We start from the raw sequence: 22,674 nt of genomic DNA, 5'->3' as shown, positions 1-22,674 counted from the left end.
ATGATGGAAAGAAGGGTGAACATGTCAGAACGTACACTTAAAGATATACAGCAAGAAGTTGATACTTATATTTCCCAGTTCAAGGAAGGATATTTCAGTCCCTTGGCGATGCTGGCGAGAATGTCTGAAGAAGTTGGGGAGCTGGCACGAGAGGTCAACCATACCTATGGTGAAAAGCCCAAAAAAAGTACCGAAGCAGATAATTCCATAGAGCTGGAGCTGGGCGATATTCTGTTCATTACGATTTGTTTTGCCAACTCGTTAGGGATTGATCTGACCGAAGCGCATGATAAAATCATGCACAAATTCAACACAAGGGACGCAGGTCGTTGGACCAAAATTAACACCGAAACTACGTAAGCTTCATAAACTGTACTATCCCTCGAAGACGGGAGACTGACTTTCGCAAAGGAGGATGGGCAGATGAATGGAGAAGATCAAATACAGAAAGCGTACGAAGCCATACTTGGTCATGATTTCGAATTAGCCATTGAATGGTTTGAAAAAGCGATAGCTGCAGAACCGGACAATGCTGCCTATCACTATAAACTTTCGATTACCTTTGCAAGAAGCAATAAGCTGGTTCAGGCTATTGAGCATGCCACGAAGGCGCTTGAACTGGAAGCAGGCAATGAAGTATATCGCTATCATTTGCAAGTCCTGCATGCCAGAGAACTGGTCGATCGTGCTCAGAAGGAGTTAAGCACCGAATCTGAGCATGCCGAACGAGCTATTTTTTTGCTGAAAGAAGCGATTGTTCTTGATCCTCTCGCGATAGAAGCGTATCTTATACTAGGCGAAGTGTTTGCTCTTCGCAATGATTATGTAAGAGCGTATCAAACGATATTGGAAGCCATTCGCTTGGAGCCTAATCATGAGCTTGCGAAGCAGCAGGCTGCACGCTATAAAAGGAAGTTGAAATCGTAGGCTGGAAACATACACAAAGGAGATATACGGCGCATGGATCGTAAAATTCGAGTAGCAGTCATTGGAGCAAGTGGAAGAATGGGTCGAGAGGTCGTGAAGACGGTACTCACAGAGTCCGATATGGAGCTGGTTGCAGGTGTTTCCCGTACCTCTGGCCCAATTGATTTGGGGAAAATGGTTGGATTCGAGGAGTGCGGCGTCAAGATGAGCAACGACGTGGAGCAGGCGCTTACAGAGGCAAGACCGGATGTGATCGTAGATTTTACAGGTCCGCAAACAGCGGTTTCCCATACGAATCTAGCGATTCGTCTAGGTATCCGCCCAGTGATGGGGACGACCGGCTTCACGCCTCAAGCTATTGCTGAATTGGACAAGCTGTGTCAAGAAAAGGGCATCGGTGGCTTGATCGCTCCCAATTTCTCGATCGGCGCGATTCTGATGATGAAATTCGCAGCACAAGCCTCTAAATATTTTCCGAATTTGGAAATCATCGAGTACCATGGTGATCAGAAGCTTGATGCGCCTTCGGGTACGGCAGTGAAAACGGCCGAGCTTATCTCCGAGGTGAGAGAAGAACGTCGTCAAGGGAATCCGAATGAAGAAGAAACCATTGAAGGCTCGCGCGGTGGGTATTACAATGGGTTTAGAATACATAGTGTTCGACTGCCGGGCATTTTTGCGCAACAGGAAGTCATCATGGCCGAGCCTGGCCAAGCGCTGAAAATAAGACATGATTCTTATGACCGTGCGGCTTATATGCCGGGGGTTGCGATCGCCATACGCAAAGTAATGACGTACAGCGGAATGATTTACGGTTTTGAGCATTTTATAGATTAAAGAGCCCTAGGGGAGTGGAATGTAGGATGTTGAAGATTGCACTAATTGCCCATGATCGTAAGAAAGACGAAATGGTGAACTTTATAACCGCCTATGAGCATGTTTTTCAAGGACATAAGCTCTATGGGACAGGAACAACAGGACAGCGCATTATGGACAACACGAAATTAGACGTTCACCGGTTTATGTCAGGTCCTCTTGGCGGGGATCAACAGATTGGCGCATTAGTAGCTGAAAATGAGATGGATTTTATTATCTTTTTGCGAGATCCATTGATGGCTCAGCCGCATGAGCCTGATATTATTGCCCTCCTGCGTCTTTGCGACGTTCAAGGCATTCCTTGCGCGACGAACGTTGCGACAGCGGAGCTGCTCGTTAGAGCGCTTGATCGCGGGGATTTTGCATGGCGAGAACTCGTACATAAATATAAGCCGGGTATTGAATAACATGAGCGAAAAACTGGATATCCTTATTTTTGGCGCACATGCTGATGATGCTGAGATTGGGATGGGTGGAACGATTGCCAAACATACCGCTCAAGGCGTGAAGGTTGGCATTTGCGACTTAACGTATGCCGAGATGTCTTCGAATGGAACTGTGGAAACAAGAATGGAAGAAGCGAATGAGGCTGCAAGCCTACTCGGATTAACGGTCAGGACCAATCTGGGTTTACCGGATCGGGGGCTGTCGGCCACACGCGCCCACATTGAACGCATTACGCAAGAAATTCGAACGTATCAACCAAGGATTGTGTTCGCGCCTTATTGGCAGGACCGTCATCCTGACCATATCGCTTGTTCAGAATTAATTCAAGAAGCAGTCTTCAATGCGAAGCTGCGAAAATATTTGCCGGATTCCGAGCCGGTGAATGTGGAACACTTGTATTTTTATTTTATAAATGATGTGTATGAAGCAGATATAATGGTTAATGTGACGGAATGGTATGCCCAAAAATTAGCTGCGTTAAGCGCCTACCGTTCTCAGTTTATTACAGGGCAGGGAACAGTAGCTACGCCGCTTAATCAAGGGTATGTAGAGCGCGTAGAGGCTCGCGACCGCCTTATGGGGCAAAGACGCATGATTACGTATGCAGAAGGTTTTGTATCCAAGCTGCCCTATGTGGTAGATCGTTTCGATTGATCGAAAAGAGGTGTAGGATGAACGACAAACTTAAAATTGGCATCACTTGTTATCCGACTTTGGGCGGATCAGGTGTAGTTGCTACTGAACTTGGCAAGCTGCTTGCCGAAAAAGGACACGAGGTTCACTTTATTACCCACAGCATGCCGTTCCGCTTGGGTAAATTTCATAAAAATATTTTTTATCACGAAGTTGAAGTCAGTCAATATTATGTTTTCCGTTATCCGCCGTACGACCTTTCTTTGGCTAGTAAATTGGCCCAGGTTGCCAAAATGGAAGATCTGGATCTATTGCATGTTCATTACGCGATCCCACACGCTGTGTGCGCGCTGTTAGCGAAGCAGATGGTGGGTACGAAGCTTAAGGTAGTTACGACGCTTCACGGGACAGATATAACCGTTCTGGGGCAGGATCAATCGATTTCTGATTTAATTCGGTATGCGATTAACGAAAGTGATGCGGTTACTGCCGTATCGAAGGATTTAATTAAAGAAACTAGGGAATCACTGGATATAGATCGAGATATTGATTTAACGTATAACTTTGTTGATAAGCGCGTGTATTATCCACGGGATATTTCCAAGCTAAGAAGTGAGTTTGCACGGCCGGAAGAAAAAATATTAATTCATATTTCCAACTTCAGACCGGTTAAACGTGTGCAGGATGTTATTGATATTTTTGCAAAAGTCAGTCAACGCATTCCTTCACGCCTATTGTTTGTCGGGGAAGGGCCTGATCTGTCCAAAATGATTGCGAAAGTCAAAGAGATGGGACTTACGGATAAGGTGACCTTCTGCGGCAAGCAAGATGATGTCGCTCAGGTGATTTCATTGGCGGATGTGATGCTGCTGCCTTCGGAGAAAGAAAGCTTTGGACTAGTTGCTCTAGAAGCAATGGCTTGCGGTGTGCCAACGATTGGCTCGAATGCCGGAGGTATTCCTGAGCTTATCACACACGGCGAAACGGGCTATTTGGCAGAAGTGGGAGATACGGAGAAAATGGCTGAGCTTGCCGTTAACCTGCTAAGCAATCAAGCATTGTATGAGCAAGTTGTGCAAAATTGCTTGATGCGTGCCAGAAATACGTTCTGCAACGACATCACAACCATGCAATATGAAGAAATCTATTACCGCGTGCTGGGAAGAGAGCTTCCCGAATCACATCGGATTACAGCGTCATTCTGTCAATAAGCAGGGTAGAAACGCTGGTCAGGAGTAACATGTCAGACAAGGTTAATAGTCATATACAGGATCGTGGTGCTTCGGCTGTCATCTGCAAGCTGGAAGAAGCCGGGTATGAAGCTTATCTGGTTGGCGGTTGTGTACGGGATGCTGTGCTGAATCGGCGGATCAAGGATATTGATATCGCAACCTCTGCACTTCCGGAGCAGGTCATTGCTTGTTTCACGCGCACAGTGCCAACAGGCTTGCAGCATGGTACAGTTACCGTGGTATTAGCTGAGGGAACTTACGAAGTGACCACATTCCGCAAAGAATCCGAATACGAAGGTTTCCGAAGACCGGCTTCCGTCGCCTATATCTCCGATTTGATCGAGGATTTGAAGCGTCGTGATTTCACGATGAACGCGATGGCGATGGACAGAAATGGAAGGATTCTGGATCCTTTTGACGGTCAGAAGGATCTGGAGGCCGGTGTGCTTCGCTGCGTAGGCTCGGCCGAAGAGCGATTTGGGGAAGATGCGCTGCGCATGCTTCGCTGTGTTCGTTTTGCTTCGACCTATAAGCTTGAGGTCGAAGCGGGAACTTGGCAGGCGCTGCTCAAGCAAGCTCCGCTCATGCGCCACATCGCGATGGAGCGTGTGCGCAGCGAGCTGGAGCGCATGATCGAAGGCCCGGCGCCCGCCCGGGCCGTGCGCTTATTGCTGGCGAGCCGCCTCACGGCACACCTCAAAAAGCAGCTTCCGCTGCCTTTTGAGCGTTGGCTCGCTTGGGATGACGCGCTGGACGCCGTCAGCGCGCTGGAAGGGCAGCATGACCGCTGGTCGATGCTGCTGATGCTCCTGGAGGTGCCCTCGGACATCGTCCGCACGGCGCTCCAGGAGCTGACCTTCTCCCGCGCCGACGGCGACGCGGTCGTAGCGGATCTCGCCCTGCGCGAGGCGGTAGCCGCGCAGATGCACAGCGGCGGCGCTCCGCAGGACGCCGTCGGCCAGATAGACCCGGCTCATCTGGAGCGGGTCTGGAAGCTCGGCGCGGTGCGCCGCGGCGAAGCCGCAGCCCGCGCACTGCTGCGGCAGCTTCGCGCGCTGCCGGATGCTTCGCAGCAGCGCGGCGAGCTCGCGCGTTTCCTCCAGACCGCAGCGCCCGAGCTGGTGCGCAGCGGAGAAGCTTGGCTGAGCGAGGTTCTCTGCTTCAGCCTGAAGCAGCTCGCCATATCCGGCAAGGATCTGGCGGGGGAGCTTGGCCTGCAGCCGGGCCCATGGATGGGCACCTTGCTGCAGCAGCTGCTTGAACGAACCGCGCTCGGAGAACTGGCGAACGAGAAAGACATCCTAATACAAGCCGCGCGTGCTGCACAGTAGCAGTGCAGCGCGGTTTTTTTAAATTCCTGATAGATCGCGAGTGAAAGAGATGAACGAACGTATTTTGGAGTTGTTCCAGGAATCACCGGATGCCTATGTATCCGGCGAGGAAATCAGCCGCAGGCTGAACGTAAGCCGTACGGCAATATGGAAGCATATTGAAGAGCTTCGCGCAGCTGGCTACGAATTTGAAGCAGCGCCTCGCAAAGGCTATCGGTTGGTAAGCAAGCCGGACCGCTGGCAGGTCAGCAAGCTGCTCAGTGGATTGAAGACCAAAGTGCTGGGGCAGAAAGTTCATGTGTATGGCGCAGTAGACTCGACTCAGACAATTGCTCACGCTTTGGTTGCTTCAGGGGCTCCTGAAGGCACGATTGTGCTTGCTGAGGAACAGACAGCCGGGCGAGGCCGAATGGGCCGTGCGTGGCATTCTCCGCCGGGTAAAGGGATATGGATGAGTATGGTCTTGACGCCGCGCGTCCCAGTGTATTTCATGCCGCAGCTAACGCTCTTGAGCGCCGTAGCGTTGTGCCGTTCTATTCAAAAGGTATGCCAAGTTGAAATTGGCATCAAATGGCCTAATGATCTTTTGATCAAAGGTAAAAAAGTCAGCGGTATTTTACTGGAGAGCAGCGGTGAAGATGAGCGTCTCAAATATGTCATTGCCGGGATAGGCATCAGTGTAAATCTGAAAACAGAGGATTATCCTGAGGAGCTGCGAAACATTGCGACATCGCTTGCTATCGAATCCGGTCAAGAAATCTCGAGGGAGCATCTCGTACAAGCCTTTCTTCAGGAGTTTGAAGATCTTTATGCGCTCTATATGGATAAAGGATTTGCGCCGATTCGACTGCTCTGGGAGGCGCTGAGCGTGACCTTAAAGCGGCCGATTCGCACTTACTCGCCTTCGGGCCCTATTGAAGGAATAGCCGATTCGTTGGATGACTCCGGCGCTTTGACGGTCATTACCGCAAACGGGGAAAAAATTAAAATTTATTCCGGCGATATCGAATTGAAATAATTTAAGGTATCAAATGGAAGTCGGATTTGGTATAATAGAATGACAAGGCGGTATCCTTAAAGGAACTGCACTTGCAGCTTGAAAGCCAATCTATTGGACATTTGAATAACGTTACACGAGATGTTGGATTCTGCTCTGAGCCTTATGGGACCGAGACAGAAGGATCACCTTAGATTCTTTCTGCATGCGATCCTTTTAGCTCTTAGCTAAAAGGTTTTTTATTTTATATGGGAAGCTGGGATGGAAATGGAACAACGCAAGGCGCTCACAACGACTAAGATGAGAAAAATGAAGCAAGACGGCGTGCCGATTACGATGATTACGGCGTATGATTATCCTTCGGCCAGATTGGCGGAAGAGGCTGGAATTGATGTGATCCTCGTGGGAGATTCGCTCGGGAATGTCGTAGACGGTTACGATTCCACTTTGCCCGTCACCATGGATGATATGGTTTATCATACTCGCGCGGCCGTACGTGGGGCTTCACGGACATTCATCGTTGCGGATATGCCATTCTTAACGTATCACGGCAGCTTGGATGCAACGTTAAAAGGAGTTGCGCGCTTGATGCAAGAGGGCGGAGCGAAGGCAGTCAAGCTCGAAGGCGGCGCCGAAATCGCCGCAACGGTCAAAGCTATTACAGAGGCAGGCGTTCCTGTCGTTGGCCATTTAGGCTTAACACCGCAGTCGGTCCATCAGCTTGGCGGGTTTCGTGTGCAGGGGCGCAGCTCGGAGCAAGCAGAGAAGCTGCTGAGCGATGCGAAAGCGATTGAGGCAGCCGGTGCTTTTGCAATCGTCTTGGAATTGGTTACTGATGAGCTGGCTGCTTGGATTTCCAAGCAATTGGCGATTCCGACCATCGGCATTGGTTCCGGCGTTCAGTGCGACGGACAAGTGCTCGTTTATCATGATTTATTACAGTATGGTTCTGACAGTGCTCCCAGAAAGTTCGTCAAAGCTTACGCCAATATAGGGGAAACTATTCGAGCAGGTATTGGCGAATATGTGAAAGAAGTGAAGTCGCGAGCTTTCCCTAGCCCGGATCATTCTTTTCATATGGATAACGATGTGGTTCAATATTTATACGGCGACAAGGAGGAATGACCGTCATGGAAGCTACGCAAACCATGCAAGTAGTTCATTCAATTGCCGATTTACGTTCTCGGATCAAGGATTATCGACGCAAGCATGATCAATCCGTGGGCTTTGTGCCCACGATGGGGTATTTGCACGAAGGGCACGTCAGCTTGCTTCGCAAAGCTCGGGCCCAAAGCGGCCTTGTGGTGCTAAGTATCTTTGTGAATCCGCTGCAGTTCGGGCCCGGTGAGGATTTCGAGCGTTATCCTCGCAATACCGAGAAGGACCTCCAGCTGGCGGAAGCCGCGGGGGCTGATCTCGTGTTTATGCCGACGGTAGCAGAAATGTACCCGACCCCTACGCGCACGACGGTTAGTGTGACAGGTTTGACCTCGAGACTTTGCGGGGCCTCGCGCCCTGGACATTTTGACGGGGTAGCAACGGTTGTCAGCAAGCTGTTTCATATTGTGCAGCCAGATCAAGCCTTCTTTGGTCTTAAAGACGCCCAACAGATTGCTGTGATCGAGCAAATGGTGCAGGATCTTAATCTCGATATCGAAATCGTTCCTTGTCCGACACTCCGGGAAGCGGACGGTCTCGCTATGAGTTCACGTAATGTCTATCTCTCGGAACAGGAACGGAAACAAGCGTTAGTATTATCGCAATCGTTAGACAAAGTCAAGGAATTCATTCAATCTCATCCTTCATTTTCCTCAGAGGAGTTAGTACAATTGGTCAGCAGCCATATTGCATCTGCGCCGCTAGCGACTATTGATTACGTAGAAGCACTAGGTTATCCGACACTGGAGCCTTTCGAAATTGGTCATCATCCCACATCTATTATCGTGGCTTTAGCTGTTAAATTTGGCAAGACGCGTTTAATTGATAATCTCATTTTACAAGTTAGGAAGTGATGTCTATGTTTCGCACAATGATGAAAGCCAAAATCCACCGTGCTACCGTTACGGAAGCGAACTTAAACTATATTGGAAGTATTACCATCGATGAGGATTTGATCGATTTGGTCGATATGCTGCCGAATGAGAAAGTACAGATTGTCAATAACAATAACGGCGCACGGCTAGAAACTTATATTATTCCAGGGCCGCGAGGCTCTGGGATCATCTGTTTGAATGGTGCAGCCGCTCGGCTGGTGCAAACTGGCGACACGGTGATTATTGTTTCCTATGCCATGATGAGTGACGAGGAAGCGAAGAAGCATCATCCAACGATTGCGATCATGGGGGCCAACAACAAGGTTGCCCAGCTGCTGAAAGAGGAAGAGCATTCCACGATCCTTTAAGATCATTTCCTCCATGCATGAAATCGGCGCTGTTTACAAAGAATGAGGATAAGCTTTCGAAGCAAAGGTGGGATGCCAAATGTTTAAGCATTTATTTTCCACAATGAACGAGGTTTTGGAAGAAATCCAAAAAGAATATCCGAATAGTAATGTGGAGAAAAAGGCGGAGCTAGACGAGCAATTGCAGGTATTGAAAACGATGAGCGATGAGTTCATCGAGGCATGGCTGCTTTTTGAAGAGAAGCTGGGAAAGTTCTATGGGGCCGTTCCGATCAGCACCCAAACCCTTCATAAGGAACTGATGGATCTCGATGTTTCCGGGAAGCAAACGGATGAATTCGTGCGGGGCCAAGGCTATTACAAGCTCTACATGTATGATCAGGCGATTAAGGAATTCGAGATTTTGATTGAAAGACAGCCTGATTTCCTGCTGGCAAGAGTGTATCTAGCTATGGGACATTTACGGAAAGGGGAGTTTGGCGAAGCGTATCAGCACTTCAAATTCCTTCTTCCCCTAACCGATAATTCCCAAATGAAAGCCATCTCCTACAATGCTATGGGGTGTATTCAAGTTCAGAATCAGAACATGGAGAAAGCCTTTGAGTATTTCCAAAAAGCGTATCATACCGATCCTTCTTGTATAGAGCCGCTGATCAATTTGGACGAGTCTTAATTACAAAGCGGCTAACTGGGTATTCCCTTTTCCTCATGAGATTTGGTATGCTAGGAGAAGTGCAGGACGAAGGGATTGAAGATACACGTCATGAAATTTGCAGTTTTGGATTTTGAAACAACAGGAAGTCAGCCGGCGGATGAGATTATCCAGGTTGGATTAGTCATTATAGATCAATTTCAAATTACAGACAGGTATACTTCTCTGGTCAAACCAGGGATCGGTATACCTTCTTCGATTACAACCCTTACGGGCATCACCGATGAGATGGTGGCGGATGCTCCTACTATCGACCAAGTGATGTCGGATATGTTTCCGCTGTTGTTTGATTGTGTGCTAGTGGCGCATCACGCAGCCTTTGATGTTTCTTTTTTGCAAAAAGGGTTAACGAAAACCGGCTATCCTCCGTTCTCAGGACGCGTGCTGGATACCATTGATATGCTGCGTATGTTATTCCCCTCGATATCAAGTCTTCAGCTCAGCATGGTGGCCGCTTTGTTTGGCCTTGATCATGAAAGGCCTCATCAGGCAGACAGCGATGCAGAAGTAACGGCAGCCATCTGGATTATGTGTTTGGAGCGCTTGATTGGCTTGCCGCTTCTTACCGTTCAGCGCTTGCAGCACATTTTCGAAAACGGCAACACGGATTTAGGTTGGTTTCTTGATGAAATCTGTCTATACAAAGAATCCATCACGAGTGTTGATATGGATACGAATCGGTATTTCCGTCAGTTTACACTGAACGTTGCCGATTGGGGCGAAGAAGAAGAGATTCGCACGGAAGCGGATGAGGCCGGCTTGGGCGCTTCTTTCAAGGAGTTTCATCAAAGTCTGAAGACGGCTCTCCAGGAAAAATTTGAGATCTTTGAAGATCGGGAATCCCAGGAGCAAATGATCTGGGAGGTAGAGAAATCGCTGGAGCAAGATCAGCACTTGATGATCGAAGCGGGAACAGGGACGGGCAAATCGCTGGGCTATTTAATTCCGTCAATTTATTACGGCATTAAGTATGAAAAGAAAGTGGTTGTGTCTACACACACGATCAACTTGCAGGAACAGCTGCGCGACAGGGATATTCCGCTGCTTAAAGCGATTTTTCCGGTTCCGTTCAAAGCCGCGATACTCAAAGGCAGAAGCCACTACTTATGTTTGCGGAAATTCGAAACAAAGCTGACGACACGGGATTATGAGAATGGCAAGGAAGATCCGATTACAGCTGCCCAGATGGTCGTTTGGCTCAGTGAAACCGAGCATGGCGATGAAGAAGAGCTGCATTTTGGCAATAAAGGGGCTCAGTTCTGGCATTCCGTTGCCAGCGATACCGACTCCTGTCTGAATCGAATGTGTCCATGGTACAAAAAGTGCTTCTATCATCGCGCCCGTAATGACGCCAATACGGCCGATGTTATCATAACCAACCATTCCCTCCTCTTTACGGATATGAAGGCTGAGAACCGCCTTCTACCGGCTTACAAACATCTTGTGATTGATGAGGCACATCATTTTGAAGAAGTGGCGAGCAAACATCTGGGCATTGAACTGCATGCCTCCGCTTTCTATCATTCTCTCTTATGGCTGTATAAGGACAACAGAAGCGGTCAATTGCCAATGCTGCGGTTCCGCTTGCAGAAATCCGATGACCACCAAGAGCGCGTTGCGGCTTGGGGTCAAGCGATTGACAGTGTTTTTCCGAAAATCATCAAAATCAAAGAGGATTGGGATCGTTTAAGCGAGTCGCTGTATGAGCTGTTGTCTTCCCAAAGCGATCCGTCTCAAACGGAAAACTCGCAATATGTTCTTCGCATGAAGCCGGAGAACCTGCCCGATAATTGGCGGGAATTGGTCATCATGGAAGACAATATTTATTTGAATGCCAATGACATGCTGAGAACTTTGGATAAGCTGCTGAGCGAAGTGAAAGACATGCAGGACGTGTTCGGTGTTCAGGGGCTAGTGACCGATCTGAACGGAACGGTCAAAGAGCTGTACAACCACCGCGATGCTCTTCACTTTTTTATGAAGCTGGCTGACGAGGGGTATGTGTATTGGATGGAAGCGGGGACATACGCCAAGGCGAAATCCCTGCAGCTTAACTCCGTGCCGATTGATGTCAGCAGCTTGCTGCAGCAGCATTTCTTTGAAACCAAAGAGAGTATAATCCTTACTTCGGCGACGCTGTCCGTAAACAAGTCCTTTCAATATTCAGCGGATCAGCTGGGATTAACGATTCCTGAAGATGAAGAGAACGGCAAGCTCAAAACGGTGCAGCTGCCTTCTCCTTTTAATTATCGCGAGCAAGCGCTTGTTGTGATTCCGCGTGATTTTCCGATGATTAAAGGGGCGGGTGATCCTGTATTTATCAATGCCCTTATTCAATCGCTCAGCGATGTAGCGCAAGTCACCAAGGGGCGAATGCTGATTCTGTGCACCTCGAACCGGATGCTGAAGCAAATTCACGCGGGCATGAAAGACGTCCTGAAGCCGTATGGCATTACCGTGCTTGGTCAGGGGATTGACAGCAGCAATCGCAGCAAGTTGACCCGAATGTTCCAAGATAACGCCATGTGCGTCCTGCTGGGCACCAGTTCATTCTGGGAAGGCGTCGATATCCCCGGGGATGCGCTGAGCTGCCTGGCTATCATTCGCTTGCCGTTCCAGCCGCCGAATAATCCTCTGGTCGAAGCCAAGTGTGAGAATATTAAAAAACGCAATGAAAATCCCTTTATGAAATTTTCCGTGCCGCAGGCGGTCATACGTTTCAAGCAAGGGTTTGGCCGGCTTGTTAGACGCGCTTCCGATAAAGGAATTGTCATCATTTATGATACTCGCGTCATTGACACTTATTATGGCAAGCATTTCCTCTATTCCCTGCCCGGACCTAAGATAGAGCATATGACGACAGAACAAATGTTACCGCGGATTGAGCAGTGGATGGGGGAGGCGTAGAGATGAAAACACAGAAAATTTCGGAGGCTGTCGTACGCAGGCTGCCCATATATTTACGCTATCTGAATGAGCTTTCGATGAAAAATGTATCGACGGTTTCTTCGCAGGATTTGGGTCAAAAGCTGGATCTGAATCCTGCTCAGATTCGCAAGGATCTGGCTTATTTCGGAGAATTCGGGAAAAAAGGCATTGGCTATGATATTTCTTATTTGATCGAGAAAATCAGGCAAATTCTTAAGCTCGATCGTCATATTCAAGTAGCGCTTGTCGGAGCGGGCAATTTAGGCCGTGCGTTATGCAATTATAATACGTACTTGCGCAATGATATGAAAATTGTCGCTTTGTTTGATGCGATGCCTGAAAAAGCGGGCGAGATGATTAATAATCTGATCGTCCAGCCGATGTCTGAAATGAAGACCGTGCTGTCGCAGTTGGGTGTGCGCATAGGCATCATTACGGTGCCTGCTAACGAGGCTCAAAATGTCGCGAATCAATTCGTCGACTGCGGTATCGAAGCGATCCTCAATTTTGCCCCGGTTATCATTAAGGTCCCCCCGGAAGTGCGTGTGCATTATGCGGATTTCACAACGGAGCTGCAGAGCTTGGCCTACTATTTGGATTGAGGCGGGCTAGGGGTAGATAAGATACGATAAGATATAAGCCAACCGTTCCGTGTTGATTGGTGTCTATCGAGGTAACTGATCAGCCGAAGTTAACAGTGCTAAGCATCCAAAGAGCTTAGTGCTGTTTTTTGCGTTGTGGCTGCAAGGAAACAGTTGATTAGAAGATTTGGCGGAGAGAGTGGCCTCTTAAGGTGCTATGTGGTGCGATACAGTGCTATGTGGTGCGATACAGTGCTATGTGATGCGATACAGTGCTATGTGATGCTATGCAGTGCTATGTGATGTTATGCAGTGCTATGTGATGCAATGCCATGCTATGTGATGCGATACAGTGCTATGTGATGCTATGCGGTGCTATGTGATGCTATGTAGTGCTATGTGATGCTATGCGGTGCTATGTGATGCTATGTGATGCTATGTGATGCTATGTGATGCTATGTGATGCTATGTAGTGCTATGTGATGCTATGCATTGCTATGTGATGCTATGGAGTGCCATGTGATGCTATGCAGTGCTATGTGATGCTATGTGATGCTATGTAGTGCTATGTAGTGCTATGTAGTGCTATGTAGTGCTATGTGATGCGATACAGTGCTATGTGATGCTATGCCATACCATACCATCCATGCTATCCGGTGCCATCCTATCCCTAATTTTTCGGCAAGATTTTGTTCCACACGACCGAAAACCTGCAAAAGTGCAGGAATTTTCACCGAATTCGCTTAAAAAGTGGAAATGCCTGCAAAAATGCAGGTATTTTCAGCTTAACCAGCCTCCAATCCAGAAAAAGCCTCAAAAACCTGCACAATTGCAGGCATTTCATAATAGAGGCTGCTCCAAGCGTAAAAAAGATGCACAATTGCAGGCTTTCTTTTAAAAAGCCACTAGAGCTGGAGAGTTTCAACAAAAAGGAGCTGCCTTCAAGTAGTTTATCTACTCGAAACAGCTCCTAAGATTAGAAAATAAGTCTAAATAAAACGAAATAGATCGAGAACGCTAACACGATGCTAATCGGAATGGTGATGATCCACGTTATCAGCATGCGGCCAACGGTACCCCATTGTACATCATGGAATCGCAGCACACTGCCTGTCCCGATAATGGCGGACGAAATCACATGTGTTGTTGAAAGTGGTTTACCGATAAATGTTGAGAACTGAATAACAATGGAAGAGGTTAAGTCTGAGGCAAAGCCGTTTATCGGCTCGATTTTAACAATTTTACCTGAGACTGTTTTGATAATGCGCCAGCCTCCGATGGATGTACCAAGCCCCATAGCCAGTGCCGCGGCGATTTTCACCCAAAGAGGAACGTTCAGATCGGTTTGCACGCCGGCTGCGACGAGACCAAACACGATGATGCCCATTGCTTTCTGTGCATCGTTTCCGCCGTGCGAGTAGGAGAGTAGACCAGCGGATATAATCTGCAGGGTGCGGAACATCCGATTCAGCTTAGATCGCGATGTATTCCCTGACCAGATGACGATGTACTTGATCAACACCATGATCAGATAACCTAGCCCAAAAGCAATAATTGGCGATAGCAGCAAGATGATGATAATCTGAGTGAAACCATCCCAATTCACAGAATGGACGCCGGCTCCAGCGATGACAGCCCCAGCCAAGGCACCAAGTAAAGTATGGGAAGATGAAGATGGGATTGAAAGATACCAGGTAAGTAAATTCCAAATAATAGCGGCGAGTAGAGCGGCAATGACGATTTCTACACCGTTCTCAATCTTGGCTGGATTGGCAATGCTGCCCCCAACTGTTTTGGCAACTTTAGAAGAAACCATAGCGCCAACAAAGTTAAGTGTGGCTGCCATGATGATAGCAACTCGCGGACTCAATGCACGTGTTGAAATGGAAGTTGCTATCGCATTCGCTGTGTCGTGAAATCCATTGATGAAATCGAATAGCAGAGCAAGTACAACGATAATGATTAAATAGGTTAACATGAGTTCCTCCTAAGCGTTTTCCGGCAGGAAAACTTTCTTCGCACCACAGCAGCGAAAACTCCTATGAATAACGAAGTACGACACTATCAAGGATATTGGCAACATCTTCACAGGCATCCGTCGTTTCTTCCAGACGCTCATAGATTTCTTTGAGTTTGAAATCCTCGTAGGGGTCTTTGCGGGTTATGAAAATTTGGCGAATGCCTTCGCGCATTAAGCGGTCTCCATCATTTTCAAGCGAGTTGATGGCAACGGTATGCTCAGGAATTTGCATATACTTTTTCTTGGCGAGCAGTTTGAAAGCATCGAGCATATGTTGACAAGAGTCCACAATGACTGCTGAAAATTCTTTCATATAAGAATCAGTGTGAGAAACACCTAAATAGTCGAAACGGGCAATGGTCGCTTCAATACCGTCTGTGACATCGTCAACTTTGGAAGCGAGAACCATAATGTCTTCGCGGTCAATCGGGGTAATGAAAACCTTGTTTAGACCTTTGAAAATTTCATGCGTAATGGAATCACCGGCATGTTCTAGATCATGGATGGGTTTAACATATTCGATCGGAGGCTTTTCACCCATCATGGCTGTGCGAAATAACTGGGCGGTTTGAAGTGCGTTTTCTGCAGCCCGGATAAGCAGCTGTAAGAAATCGACTTCGTTCTTTTTTGTGAATAACGTTGTCATAAGATCCTCCTAATATTTACTATATATACAAGATAAACGCATTCGCTCATCATTGAATAACCTCAAAAGAGGGTTTTTTCTTCGATTTATGAGGATAAACAGACCCCTATGTAGAAAAAAACTCACAATGCTAAAAGTATCATAACAATCGTACTTTAAGCAACGAAAATTCCGTGACAATTTACAATTTCTTTACACGGGGTTGCATTCTTGATTTTACAAGCCTGAAGATGTAAAGTTTAGAGTGCAGTGTTTGTTTATAGAATGAGCATAGAGAGGGTTTTTTAGTATGAAAAAAACATTAATTACGAATGGTATTTTTATTTCTAATAATGAAGCGAAATCATCCATCAAAGGCTGTATGGTTATCGAAGGAAGTTTAATTACATACATCGGAGAGCAAAGTCCGGAGCCCCGAGAAAACTATGATGAAGTTATCGACGGAACTAATAAGCTGTACATGCCGGGCTTGGTTAATACGCATGGTCATGCCGCGATGTCGCTTTTGCGTGGTTACGGAGATGATCTTGCGCTGCAAATTTGGTTAGAAGAAAAAATGTGGCCAATGGAAGCCAAATTCACGTCACAGGATGTGAAATGGGGGACATTATTGTCCATTTTGGAAATGATCAAAGGCGGTACTACGACCGTAGTTGACATGTATGATCATATGAATGAAGTAGCCAAAGCTGTGGAAGAGTCCGGTATGCGCGGCGTGCTTACACGGGGTGTGATTGGACTTTGTCCACCGGAAGTACAAACTTCTAAGTTAATCGACGCGACCGAGTTCGCCAAAAATTGGCATGGCGCAGCAAATGGCCGGATCACAACGATGATGTCGCCTCACGCGCCATATACATGCCCTCCGGACTATATCGAGCGTATCGTTCAAGCTGCTCATGATTTGAACTTGCCGATTCATACGCATATGTCTGAGACAAGTCGAGAAGTGCAAGCGAATGTTGATCAATACGGACTTCATCCAGTAGCTCATTTAGAGAAACTGGGTGTGTTCAGCCGACCAACCCTTATCGCTCATGGCGTTCATCTCACGGATGAAGAAATTAGCATTCTCAAACAATACGATGTTCGTGTATCGCATAATCCAGGCAGCAATCTTAAACTGGCAAGTGGAGTAGCGCGCGTTCCTGAGCTGCTTCGTGCTGGAGTGAAAGTTTCCTTGGGAACAGACGGGGCGGCTTCCAATAACAATTTGGACATGTTCGAGGAAATGCGATTAGCGGCGTTGATTCACAAAGGGGTTTCCGGTGATCCACTTGCTGTTCCCGCAGCTGAAGCGCTGTTGATGGGCACTCGCATGGGGGCGGAATCCATTTGGCTTGATCAAGTCGGTACGCTGCAGCCTGGCATGAAAGCCGATTTTATTGCGTTGGATATCGATCAGCCGCACTTCTTGCCGAAGACGGATTTCGTTTCTCATGTTGTCTACTCGGCCTGTGCGAAAGATGTTGTAGACGTATGCGTGGATGGGAATTGGATTGTGCGCAAGGGCGAATGTACTACGCTGGATGAAGAGAAAATTAAGCGTGAATTTGAACAATGCTTTGACAGATTGATTGGATAAGCAGATAGCCGGCAAGTTCGTCTGGGGAGGTGAGCGGCGTTTATGAATCTGAAGCGATCAATCACATTAGGTGTATTTATTATAGTGACACTTGGTGTCGTGCTCAGCCGCTTTTACTTGAATGTACAGAGTGAACACTGGGACGGAAAAAGCAAAGCAGTGGAAACGGCCTATGAGAAAAGTATCATGACCAAAGCAACCAAGGTCGATTTTTTCTATGGAGACGAACCGTTCCAAATTGTGTATGGTGAAGATAAGATTGGCCAAGATCTGATTGTTTGGGTGTCAGATAAAGAAATCCACTCGGAAATGGCTAATGAAGGTTTTACAGAAGAGCAAGTGCGGGATATCATGCTGAAAAAGGGCCAAGACTTTGAGGTCCAACGTGTGATGCCTGGCAAGCTTGGTCAAGATTACGTGTGGGAAGTGTTCTACAAAAGACAAGAAGACGGCGGCACGCGCTATTTCTATGATTATTATAAATTCAAAGACGGACAATACTTGGATACGTATCGACTCAGCCTTCATTAGGCTGAGTTTTTTTGTTTCCACTCATTTCATAGAGCAATCGTATATATGACGTGATATACTTTTCGTATAGAAACGGACGAAACAAAATAACCGTAGAAAGGGGGACGTTGACTGATGAAGCTGCGTCTCTTACCTGTCGTGTTGAGTGTTATTATCTCTGCCGGTGTTTTGTTCGGCGGTTGGTTTGCCTATACAAGCTTTGCCATGGAAAATCCGTTAAGTGACATCATAAGCAAGGTTCCCGGTGTAACAAGCTCTACAATGAAATTGAACAGTGACCGTGTTGATATAGAAGTAGCCTTAAGCCAAGATGCCAGTTTAAGAACGGTGGTTGATCGCATTCACAAAGATGGTGCCTCAATAATTGGCAAGCGTACAGTTAATATTGATGTCAAAAGCAACCCGTCAGACAAGCTCGAGCTGTGGTGGTCCAAAGCTTTATTCGAGGTTGCTCAAGCGATGGAAACCAAGCATTATGCCGATATTCCAACCACCTTGCAGAAATATGCGGCAGAAGTTCCGACGATGAAAGTTGAAACTGAAATGGACCAGTCGAATGTGTACATTCGTTTGACAGATGGTGATGCTACGAAATTTATCATGCTGCCTAGATCGTCACAGATAGGAGTGTGGCCGAATGAGTAAAATTTATAAGGAAATCGGTATTGGATTTATCCCTGTTTTACTTATCTTTCTTGCTTTTCTAGGTGTGAATGTGATTCCGATATTGTTTGTCGCGGTTCTCGGTGTTTCTTTATTTTATATGATTAGAGGCCGCGGAGGGGTTGGAGTTGCGACTGGCGGCGGTGAACGCAAAAATAAAAACCGCACACCCTCGTATTTAACCTTTGATGAGATCGGCGGACAAGACCGAGCAAAAAAGGAGTTAACGGAAGCTCTTGATTTTCTGATCAAACATGAAGAAATGAAGAAGCTGGGCATTCGACCGCTCAAAGGGCTTTTGCTCACAGGCCCTCCGGGGACTGGGAAAACATTAATGGCCAAAGCAGCCGCGCATTATACGAATTCTGTTTATTTGGCAGCTTCAGGAAGTGAATTTGTAGAAATGTACGTCGGTGTTGGTGCCAGCCGTGTACGTGATTTATTCAAGGAAGCCAGAACTCGTGCGGCCAAAGAAGGTAAAGATAATGCGATTATTTTTATTGATGAGATTGATGTAATTGGCGGTAAGCGTGATGGCGGTCAGCAGCGAGAATATGATCAGACTTTGAATCAGCTATTAACGGAAATGGATGGCATCCATACGAACGACGCTCCGCGTATTCTGATCATTGCGGCAACGAATCGTAAAGAAATGCTCGATAGTGCTTTATTGCGTCCAGGTCGATTTGACCGTCATATTGAAGTGGATCTGCCTGATAAAAAGGGACGTCTATCTATTTTGGATATTCACGTGAAAAATAAACCTTTAGCCGATAGCGTTTCACTGGATACTATTGCAGATCAAACCTTTGGCTTCTCAGGAGCACAGTTGGAAGGCGTTCTGAATGAAGCAGCTATTTATGCTATGCGTGAGGAAAAACCGGCTATCGAGCAGCATCACCTTGCTTCGGCGATTGATAAAGTGATGATGGGCGAGAGAACAGATAAAGAAGCTGCATTAGAGGAAAAAGAGCGTGTCGCCTATCATGAATTAGGCCATGCGATCATTGCCGAAATGGTCCGCCCTGGCTCGGTTTCTCAGGTTACGGTGAGTCCGCGAGGAAAAGCACTTGGTTATGTACGTCATAATCCTCCGAAGGACCATTATTTGTACACGAAAGATTATATTGAACATCAGATCATGATTGCTCTTGGCGGTGCCGCGGCTGAAGAAATTTTCTACGGCGGACGCAGTACCGGCTCCCGTAACGACTTCGAGCAGGCGCTTTCCATGGTGCGCAATATGATGGATTCCGGCTTAACTTCCCTCGGTATTATCGACCGCGAGATGGTGACGAAGGATCAGCTGATGAAAGAAAATACGGCAATTCTGGATGCGCTAATGATACGAACGAAGGAATTGCTAGAGCAGCAGCGCAGTGTATTCGATCATTCTTTTGCGATATTGATGAAAGAAGAAGTCCTATCAGGTGATACGTTCCGTACCCTGTTTGATGCGTCTGTTTCACAAAGTGCATAGTGGAGGAGCTGTCCCTTAAGTAGATAAACTACTTGAGGGCGGCTCTTTTTTTGAAATACATAAGCTTTATGGAAAAGAGAGCGTGTTAGTAAGCCCTTGATGTTGTCCTGCTATAGCCTCCAGTTACTTTTATAAACCTGCAATTGTGCATCTTTTTTACTCCTCTAATAGCCTTAATCATTAAATTCCTGCGATTGTGCATGTTTTTGAGGGTTTTTCTGGATCAGAGGCTGGAAAAGATGAAAATATCTGCACAATTGCAGGCATTTCCACTTTTTAGTCCAATTCCTCCGGAAATTCCTGCACATCCGCAGGCTTTTACTGTTGGGGCTCACCAGAACTGGAATCCCCATTTTTCACAAAAAGCGGCGTTTAACTATCATGGAATAGTCATTTTCTATGATCTAGCATCTGTATCTGAAATGTGTCTAAGCTGAGAAAGTCTCAGGAACGTTTTGTGTATACTAATGAAATTAAGCATCAAAAATTGTATGATATGAGTGGGTTTTCATGATTCGCAGGAACCCATAGACATAGATTTCAGTTTGAACAAGGGGCAAGAGAAGGAGAAATAGGTATGAACTTTAAAACAATTGGCGTCGTTGGTGGCGGTACAATGGGGCAAGGCATTTCGGAAATGCTTGCCGCTCGTGGCCTGGAAGTCAGAATTGCCGAGAAAACAACTGAAAAACTGGACCGTGCGTTAGAGCAAATTACGGTCAGCTTAGATAAGCAAATAGAGCGCTGGGCGATGACAGAATCGGAGAAGAAGCTGATTTTGGCCAAAATAAAAAAGGCAGATTCGCTTGAGGATATGGCCGATTGCGATATGGTTATTGAAACGATAACTGAAGATCTGAATGCTAAAAAGCATGTCTTTTTTCAGTTAAATCAAATTTGCAACCCTGCCATTATTTTGGCGACTAATACATCGACTTTAAGCGTTACCGAGATTGCTGCGATTACAACGAATCCACAGCGGGTTATTGGGCTGCATTTTCTGCATCCAGTAGCCAAGATCGATCTTGTCGAAATTATTCGGGCTATGAAAACATCGGATGAAACATTTGAACGCACAAGACGTTTCGTAGATGAGCTAATATTGAAAAAAAGTATCAAGGTGACGGAATCACCTGGATTTATCACAACAAGATTGATCTGTACGTTAATCAATGAGGCGCTGCATACTTTATCTGAAGGTGTTGCTTCCGCGGAAGATATCGACACGGCCATGCGAATTGGTTACGACTTCAAATATGGTCCACTTGAAATGTGCGACCGGTTCGGGCTGGATTCCGTTCAGGCAGCTCTGGAAGGCATGTTCCGCGATTACGGAGACATTAAGTACCGTCCATCCTTCCTATTGAAGCAAATGGTACGAGCAGGCCATCTAGGGGCTAAAACAGGGGAAGGCTTTTTCCGTTACGATAAGGATGGTGATCGTCTATGAACATTCTCGTTATTAACGCGGGCAGCTCGTCACTCAAATATCAGCTTTTTCAAATGAAAGATGAAGCTGTTCTGGCAAAAGGCAAAATTGAACGCATCGGGATGGAAACCGCGATCTTAACCCATGAGCCTGCTGGCAAAGCCGAGGTGCGGGAGGTCAGTGAAATTCTGGAGCACACGACAGCTATTCGCAAGGTTCTGGCGCTGCTCGTTCACTCAGAGCATGGTGTTCTTGCATCCACGGCTGAAATTGACGCTGTAGGTCACAGGGTTGTACACGGCGGTGAATCGTTCAAGAACTCCGTCCTCGTCACGGACGAAGTGAAGCAAGAGATCAAGCGGCTCTTCGATCTGGCGCCGCTGCACAATCCGGCGCATATGCTGGGCATTATTGCGGTGGAGGCGAACATGCCTGACGTGCCGCAGGCCGTCGTGTTTGATACCGCCTTCCACCAAACCATGCCGGCGCCAGCCTATCTCTATCCGATACCGATGGTGTTGTATCGGAAGCATAAGGTGCGCCGTTATGGTTTTCACGGCACCTCGCACAAGTACGTCAGCGAGCGTGCCGCAGCCTTTCTGGGCCGTCCGTTAGAGCAGCTGAAGCTTGTTACCTGCCATATCGGCAACGGAGCTTCCTGCGCCGCTATCTTGGGCGGCCAATCCGTTGATACGAGCATGGGGATGACCCCGCTCGAAGGTCTGATGATGGGCACGCGCAGCGGCGATCTCGATCCGGCCATCGTCCCCTATGCGATGGGCAAGGAGGATTTGACGCTTGGCGAGATCAGCTCCATGCTGAACAAACACAGCGGTCTGCAGGCGATCTCGGGGGGCTCCAGCGATATGCGGGAGATCGTGGAAGCGATGGAAGCGGGCGATAAGAACGCTGCTCTCGCATTTGACATGTACGAGTATCGGCTGCGCAAATACATCGGTGCGTACGTGGCGGCGATGAACGGCATCGATGCTATCGTATTTACCGCAGGGGTAGGAGAAAACTCCGAGCTGCTGCGCAAAGCGGTTTGCGAGCATCTTACCTTCCTAGGCGTGGAGTTCGATGAAGAAGCTAACCGTCAGGGAAGAGGGCTGGAACGGCGCATCACGACACCTAGCTCAAGGGTACAAGTGCTCGTTATTCCTACGAATGAAGAATTGGTCATTGCAGAAGATACATATCGACTTGTCCAAGCAGCGGTCGACTGATTGTTTGGAGAAAATAGTGTACAATAGAT

23 protein-coding genes are annotated in these 22,674 nt (G+C 47.3%); 21 read left to right on the top strand and 2 right to left on the bottom strand.

Going from position 1 to position 22,674, the window contains the following annotated elements; translation table 11 throughout:
- Positions 1-21 precede the first annotated feature (21 nt).
- The 14 genes from HQN90_RS01820 to HQN90_RS01755 all read left to right on the top strand — a co-directional run bounded on the left by HQN90_RS01820 (position 22) and on the right by HQN90_RS01755 (position 13,086).
- Positions 22-360 (top strand): nucleotide pyrophosphohydrolase, encoded by a 339-nt coding sequence (locus HQN90_RS01820; protein WP_079420731.1) that lies wholly within the window; start codon positions 22-24, stop codon positions 358-360.
- Positions 361-423: 63 nt separating this feature from the next.
- On the top strand, positions 424-927 hold the full coding sequence (locus HQN90_RS01815; protein ID WP_173215906.1) for a tetratricopeptide repeat protein: 504 nt from the start codon (positions 424-426) through the stop codon (positions 925-927).
- A 33-nt stretch (positions 928-960) separates the two neighbouring features.
- Positions 961-1,764, top strand: a complete 804-nt coding sequence (gene dapB, locus HQN90_RS01810; RefSeq protein ID WP_173215904.1) for a 4-hydroxy-tetrahydrodipicolinate reductase — start codon at positions 961-963, stop codon at positions 1,762-1,764.
- A 26-nt stretch (positions 1,765-1,790) separates the two neighbouring features.
- Positions 1,791-2,210: a methylglyoxal synthase gene (locus HQN90_RS01805; RefSeq protein ID WP_079420734.1), complete on the top strand. Its 420-nt coding sequence runs from the start codon at positions 1,791-1,793 to the stop codon at positions 2,208-2,210.
- A 1-nt stretch (position 2,211) separates the two neighbouring features.
- Positions 2,212-2,904, top strand: coding sequence for a bacillithiol biosynthesis deacetylase BshB1 (gene bshB1 / locus HQN90_RS01800; RefSeq protein WP_173215902.1), 693 nt, complete (start codon positions 2,212-2,214; stop codon positions 2,902-2,904).
- Positions 2,905-2,921: 17 nt separating this feature from the next.
- Positions 2,922-4,094 carry an N-acetyl-alpha-D-glucosaminyl L-malate synthase BshA gene (gene bshA / locus HQN90_RS01795; RefSeq protein ID WP_173215900.1) on the top strand — a complete coding sequence of 391 codons (1,173 nt, stop codon included), beginning with the start codon at positions 2,922-2,924 and terminating at the stop codon, positions 4,092-4,094.
- A 29-nt stretch (positions 4,095-4,123) separates the two neighbouring features.
- Positions 4,124-5,446 (top strand): CCA tRNA nucleotidyltransferase, encoded by a 1,323-nt coding sequence (locus HQN90_RS01790; protein ID WP_173215898.1) that lies wholly within the window; start codon positions 4,124-4,126, stop codon positions 5,444-5,446.
- A gap of 49 nt (positions 5,447-5,495) precedes the next feature.
- Complete coding sequence (locus HQN90_RS01785) at positions 5,496-6,464, top strand: biotin--[acetyl-CoA-carboxylase] ligase (protein WP_173215896.1); 969 nt, start codon at positions 5,496-5,498, stop codon at positions 6,462-6,464.
- A 246-nt stretch (positions 6,465-6,710) separates the two neighbouring features.
- Positions 6,711-7,568 (top strand): 3-methyl-2-oxobutanoate hydroxymethyltransferase, encoded by an 858-nt coding sequence (gene panB / locus HQN90_RS01780; RefSeq protein ID WP_079421022.1) that lies wholly within the window; start codon positions 6,711-6,713, stop codon positions 7,566-7,568.
- A gap of 23 nt (positions 7,569-7,591) precedes the next feature.
- Positions 7,592-8,455: a pantoate--beta-alanine ligase gene (panC, locus tag HQN90_RS01775; RefSeq protein WP_173216472.1), complete on the top strand. Its 864-nt coding sequence runs from the start codon at positions 7,592-7,594 to the stop codon at positions 8,453-8,455.
- 5 nt (positions 8,456-8,460) lie between these two features.
- Positions 8,461-8,844: an aspartate 1-decarboxylase gene (panD, locus tag HQN90_RS01770; RefSeq protein WP_079420739.1), complete on the top strand. Its 384-nt coding sequence runs from the start codon at positions 8,461-8,463 to the stop codon at positions 8,842-8,844.
- Positions 8,845-8,923: 79 nt separating this feature from the next.
- Complete coding sequence (locus HQN90_RS01765) at positions 8,924-9,517, top strand: tetratricopeptide repeat protein (protein ID WP_173215894.1); 594 nt, start codon at positions 8,924-8,926, stop codon at positions 9,515-9,517.
- A gap of 90 nt (positions 9,518-9,607) precedes the next feature.
- Positions 9,608-12,463, top strand: coding sequence for an ATP-dependent DNA helicase DinG (gene dinG / locus HQN90_RS01760; protein WP_173215892.1), 2,856 nt, complete (start codon positions 9,608-9,610; stop codon positions 12,461-12,463).
- A 2-nt stretch (positions 12,464-12,465) separates the two neighbouring features.
- Positions 12,466-13,086 (top strand): redox-sensing transcriptional repressor Rex, encoded by a 621-nt coding sequence (locus tag HQN90_RS01755; protein WP_079420745.1) that lies wholly within the window; start codon positions 12,466-12,468, stop codon positions 13,084-13,086.
- Positions 13,087-14,041: 955 nt separating this feature from the next.
- Here HQN90_RS01755 and HQN90_RS01750 read toward each other — a convergent pair.
- Both HQN90_RS01750 and HQN90_RS01745 read right to left on the bottom strand, forming a co-directional pair.
- Positions 14,042-15,043, bottom strand: a complete 1,002-nt coding sequence (locus tag HQN90_RS01750) for an inorganic phosphate transporter (protein ID WP_173215890.1) — start codon at positions 15,041-15,043, stop codon at positions 14,042-14,044.
- Between the two features lie 61 nt (positions 15,044-15,104).
- Positions 15,105-15,731, bottom strand: coding sequence for a DUF47 domain-containing protein (locus HQN90_RS01745; protein WP_173215888.1), 627 nt, complete (start codon positions 15,729-15,731; stop codon positions 15,105-15,107).
- Positions 15,732-16,020: 289 nt separating this feature from the next.
- On the opposite strand from HQN90_RS01745, the gene HQN90_RS01740 reads away from it, so the two are divergent.
- From HQN90_RS01740 to HQN90_RS01710, 7 genes are all read left to right on the top strand, one after another.
- Entirely contained in the window at positions 16,021-17,316 is a 1,296-nt protein-coding gene (locus HQN90_RS01740) for an amidohydrolase (RefSeq protein ID WP_173215886.1), read from the top strand.
- Between the two features lie 42 nt (positions 17,317-17,358).
- A complete protein-coding gene (locus HQN90_RS01735; protein WP_173215884.1) occupies positions 17,359-17,847 on the top strand; it encodes a cell wall elongation regulator TseB-like domain-containing protein in 489 nt (162 codons plus the stop codon).
- Positions 17,848-17,961: 114 nt separating this feature from the next.
- Positions 17,962-18,492: a hypothetical protein gene (locus tag HQN90_RS01730; RefSeq protein ID WP_173215882.1), complete on the top strand. Its 531-nt coding sequence runs from the start codon at positions 17,962-17,964 to the stop codon at positions 18,490-18,492.
- A complete protein-coding gene (locus HQN90_RS01725) occupies positions 18,485-19,990 on the top strand; it encodes an AAA family ATPase (protein ID WP_173215880.1) in 1,506 nt (501 codons plus the stop codon). The genes HQN90_RS01730 and HQN90_RS01725 overlap by 8 nt, the downstream gene beginning before the upstream one ends.
- A gap of 239 nt (positions 19,991-20,229) precedes the next feature.
- Positions 20,230-20,427, top strand: coding sequence for a hypothetical protein (locus tag HQN90_RS01720; protein ID WP_173215878.1), 198 nt, complete (start codon positions 20,230-20,232; stop codon positions 20,425-20,427).
- 140 nt (positions 20,428-20,567) lie between these two features.
- Positions 20,568-21,440 (top strand): 3-hydroxyacyl-CoA dehydrogenase family protein, encoded by an 873-nt coding sequence (locus HQN90_RS01715; RefSeq protein WP_173215876.1) that lies wholly within the window; start codon positions 20,568-20,570, stop codon positions 21,438-21,440.
- Positions 21,437-22,645, top strand: a complete 1,209-nt coding sequence (locus HQN90_RS01710) for an acetate/propionate family kinase (RefSeq protein ID WP_173215874.1) — start codon at positions 21,437-21,439, stop codon at positions 22,643-22,645. Before HQN90_RS01715 ends, HQN90_RS01710 begins: the two co-directional genes overlap by 4 nt.
- The last annotated feature ends 29 nt before the right edge of the window (positions 22,646-22,674 follow it).

Source organism: Paenibacillus alba (assembly GCF_013204855.1).
GTDB lineage: Bacteria > Bacillota > Bacilli > Paenibacillales > NBRC-103111 > Paenibacillus_E > Paenibacillus_E alba.
The sequence above is the reverse complement of the archived record's forward strand: the minus strand, read 5'-3'. Positions and strand labels throughout refer to the sequence as shown.

Bases quoted from the DNA above. Each gene is read 5' to 3' on its own strand.
- HQN90_RS01820 (WP_079420731.1), top strand. From the start codon at position 22: ATGTCAGAACGTACACTTAAAGATATACAGCAAGAAGTTGATACTTAT.
- HQN90_RS01815 (WP_173215906.1), top strand. From the start codon at position 424: ATGAATGGAGAAGATCAAATACAGAAAGCGTACGAAGCCATACTTGGT.
- dapB (WP_173215904.1), top strand. From the start codon at position 961: ATGGATCGTAAAATTCGAGTAGCAGTCATTGGAGCAAGTGGAAGAATG.
- HQN90_RS01805 (WP_079420734.1), top strand. From the start codon at position 1,791: ATGTTGAAGATTGCACTAATTGCCCATGATCGTAAGAAAGACGAAATG.
- bshB1 (WP_173215902.1), top strand. From the start codon at position 2,212: ATGAGCGAAAAACTGGATATCCTTATTTTTGGCGCACATGCTGATGAT.
- bshA (WP_173215900.1), top strand. From the start codon at position 2,922: ATGAACGACAAACTTAAAATTGGCATCACTTGTTATCCGACTTTGGGC.
- HQN90_RS01790 (WP_173215898.1), top strand. From the start codon at position 4,124: ATGTCAGACAAGGTTAATAGTCATATACAGGATCGTGGTGCTTCGGCT.
- HQN90_RS01785 (WP_173215896.1), top strand. From the start codon at position 5,496: ATGAACGAACGTATTTTGGAGTTGTTCCAGGAATCACCGGATGCCTAT.
- panB (WP_079421022.1), top strand. From the start codon at position 6,711: ATGGAACAACGCAAGGCGCTCACAACGACTAAGATGAGAAAAATGAAG.
- panC (WP_173216472.1), top strand. From the start codon at position 7,592: ATGCAAGTAGTTCATTCAATTGCCGATTTACGTTCTCGGATCAAGGAT.
- panD (WP_079420739.1), top strand. From the start codon at position 8,461: ATGTTTCGCACAATGATGAAAGCCAAAATCCACCGTGCTACCGTTACG.
- HQN90_RS01765 (WP_173215894.1), top strand. From the start codon at position 8,924: ATGTTTAAGCATTTATTTTCCACAATGAACGAGGTTTTGGAAGAAATC.
- dinG (WP_173215892.1), top strand. From the start codon at position 9,608: ATGAAATTTGCAGTTTTGGATTTTGAAACAACAGGAAGTCAGCCGGCG.
- HQN90_RS01755 (WP_079420745.1), top strand. From the start codon at position 12,466: ATGAAAACACAGAAAATTTCGGAGGCTGTCGTACGCAGGCTGCCCATA.
- HQN90_RS01750 (WP_173215890.1), bottom strand. From the start codon at position 15,043: ATGTTAACCTATTTAATCATTATCGTTGTACTTGCTCTGCTATTCGAT.
- HQN90_RS01745 (WP_173215888.1), bottom strand. From the start codon at position 15,731: ATGACAACGTTATTCACAAAAAAGAACGAAGTCGATTTCTTACAGCTG.
- HQN90_RS01740 (WP_173215886.1), top strand. From the start codon at position 16,021: ATGAAAAAAACATTAATTACGAATGGTATTTTTATTTCTAATAATGAA.
- HQN90_RS01735 (WP_173215884.1), top strand. From the start codon at position 17,359: ATGAATCTGAAGCGATCAATCACATTAGGTGTATTTATTATAGTGACA.
- HQN90_RS01730 (WP_173215882.1), top strand. From the start codon at position 17,962: ATGAAGCTGCGTCTCTTACCTGTCGTGTTGAGTGTTATTATCTCTGCC.
- HQN90_RS01725 (WP_173215880.1), top strand. From the start codon at position 18,485: ATGAGTAAAATTTATAAGGAAATCGGTATTGGATTTATCCCTGTTTTA.
- HQN90_RS01720 (WP_173215878.1), top strand. From the start codon at position 20,230: ATGAAAATATCTGCACAATTGCAGGCATTTCCACTTTTTAGTCCAATT.
- HQN90_RS01715 (WP_173215876.1), top strand. From the start codon at position 20,568: ATGAACTTTAAAACAATTGGCGTCGTTGGTGGCGGTACAATGGGGCAA.
- HQN90_RS01710 (WP_173215874.1), top strand. From the start codon at position 21,437: ATGAACATTCTCGTTATTAACGCGGGCAGCTCGTCACTCAAATATCAG.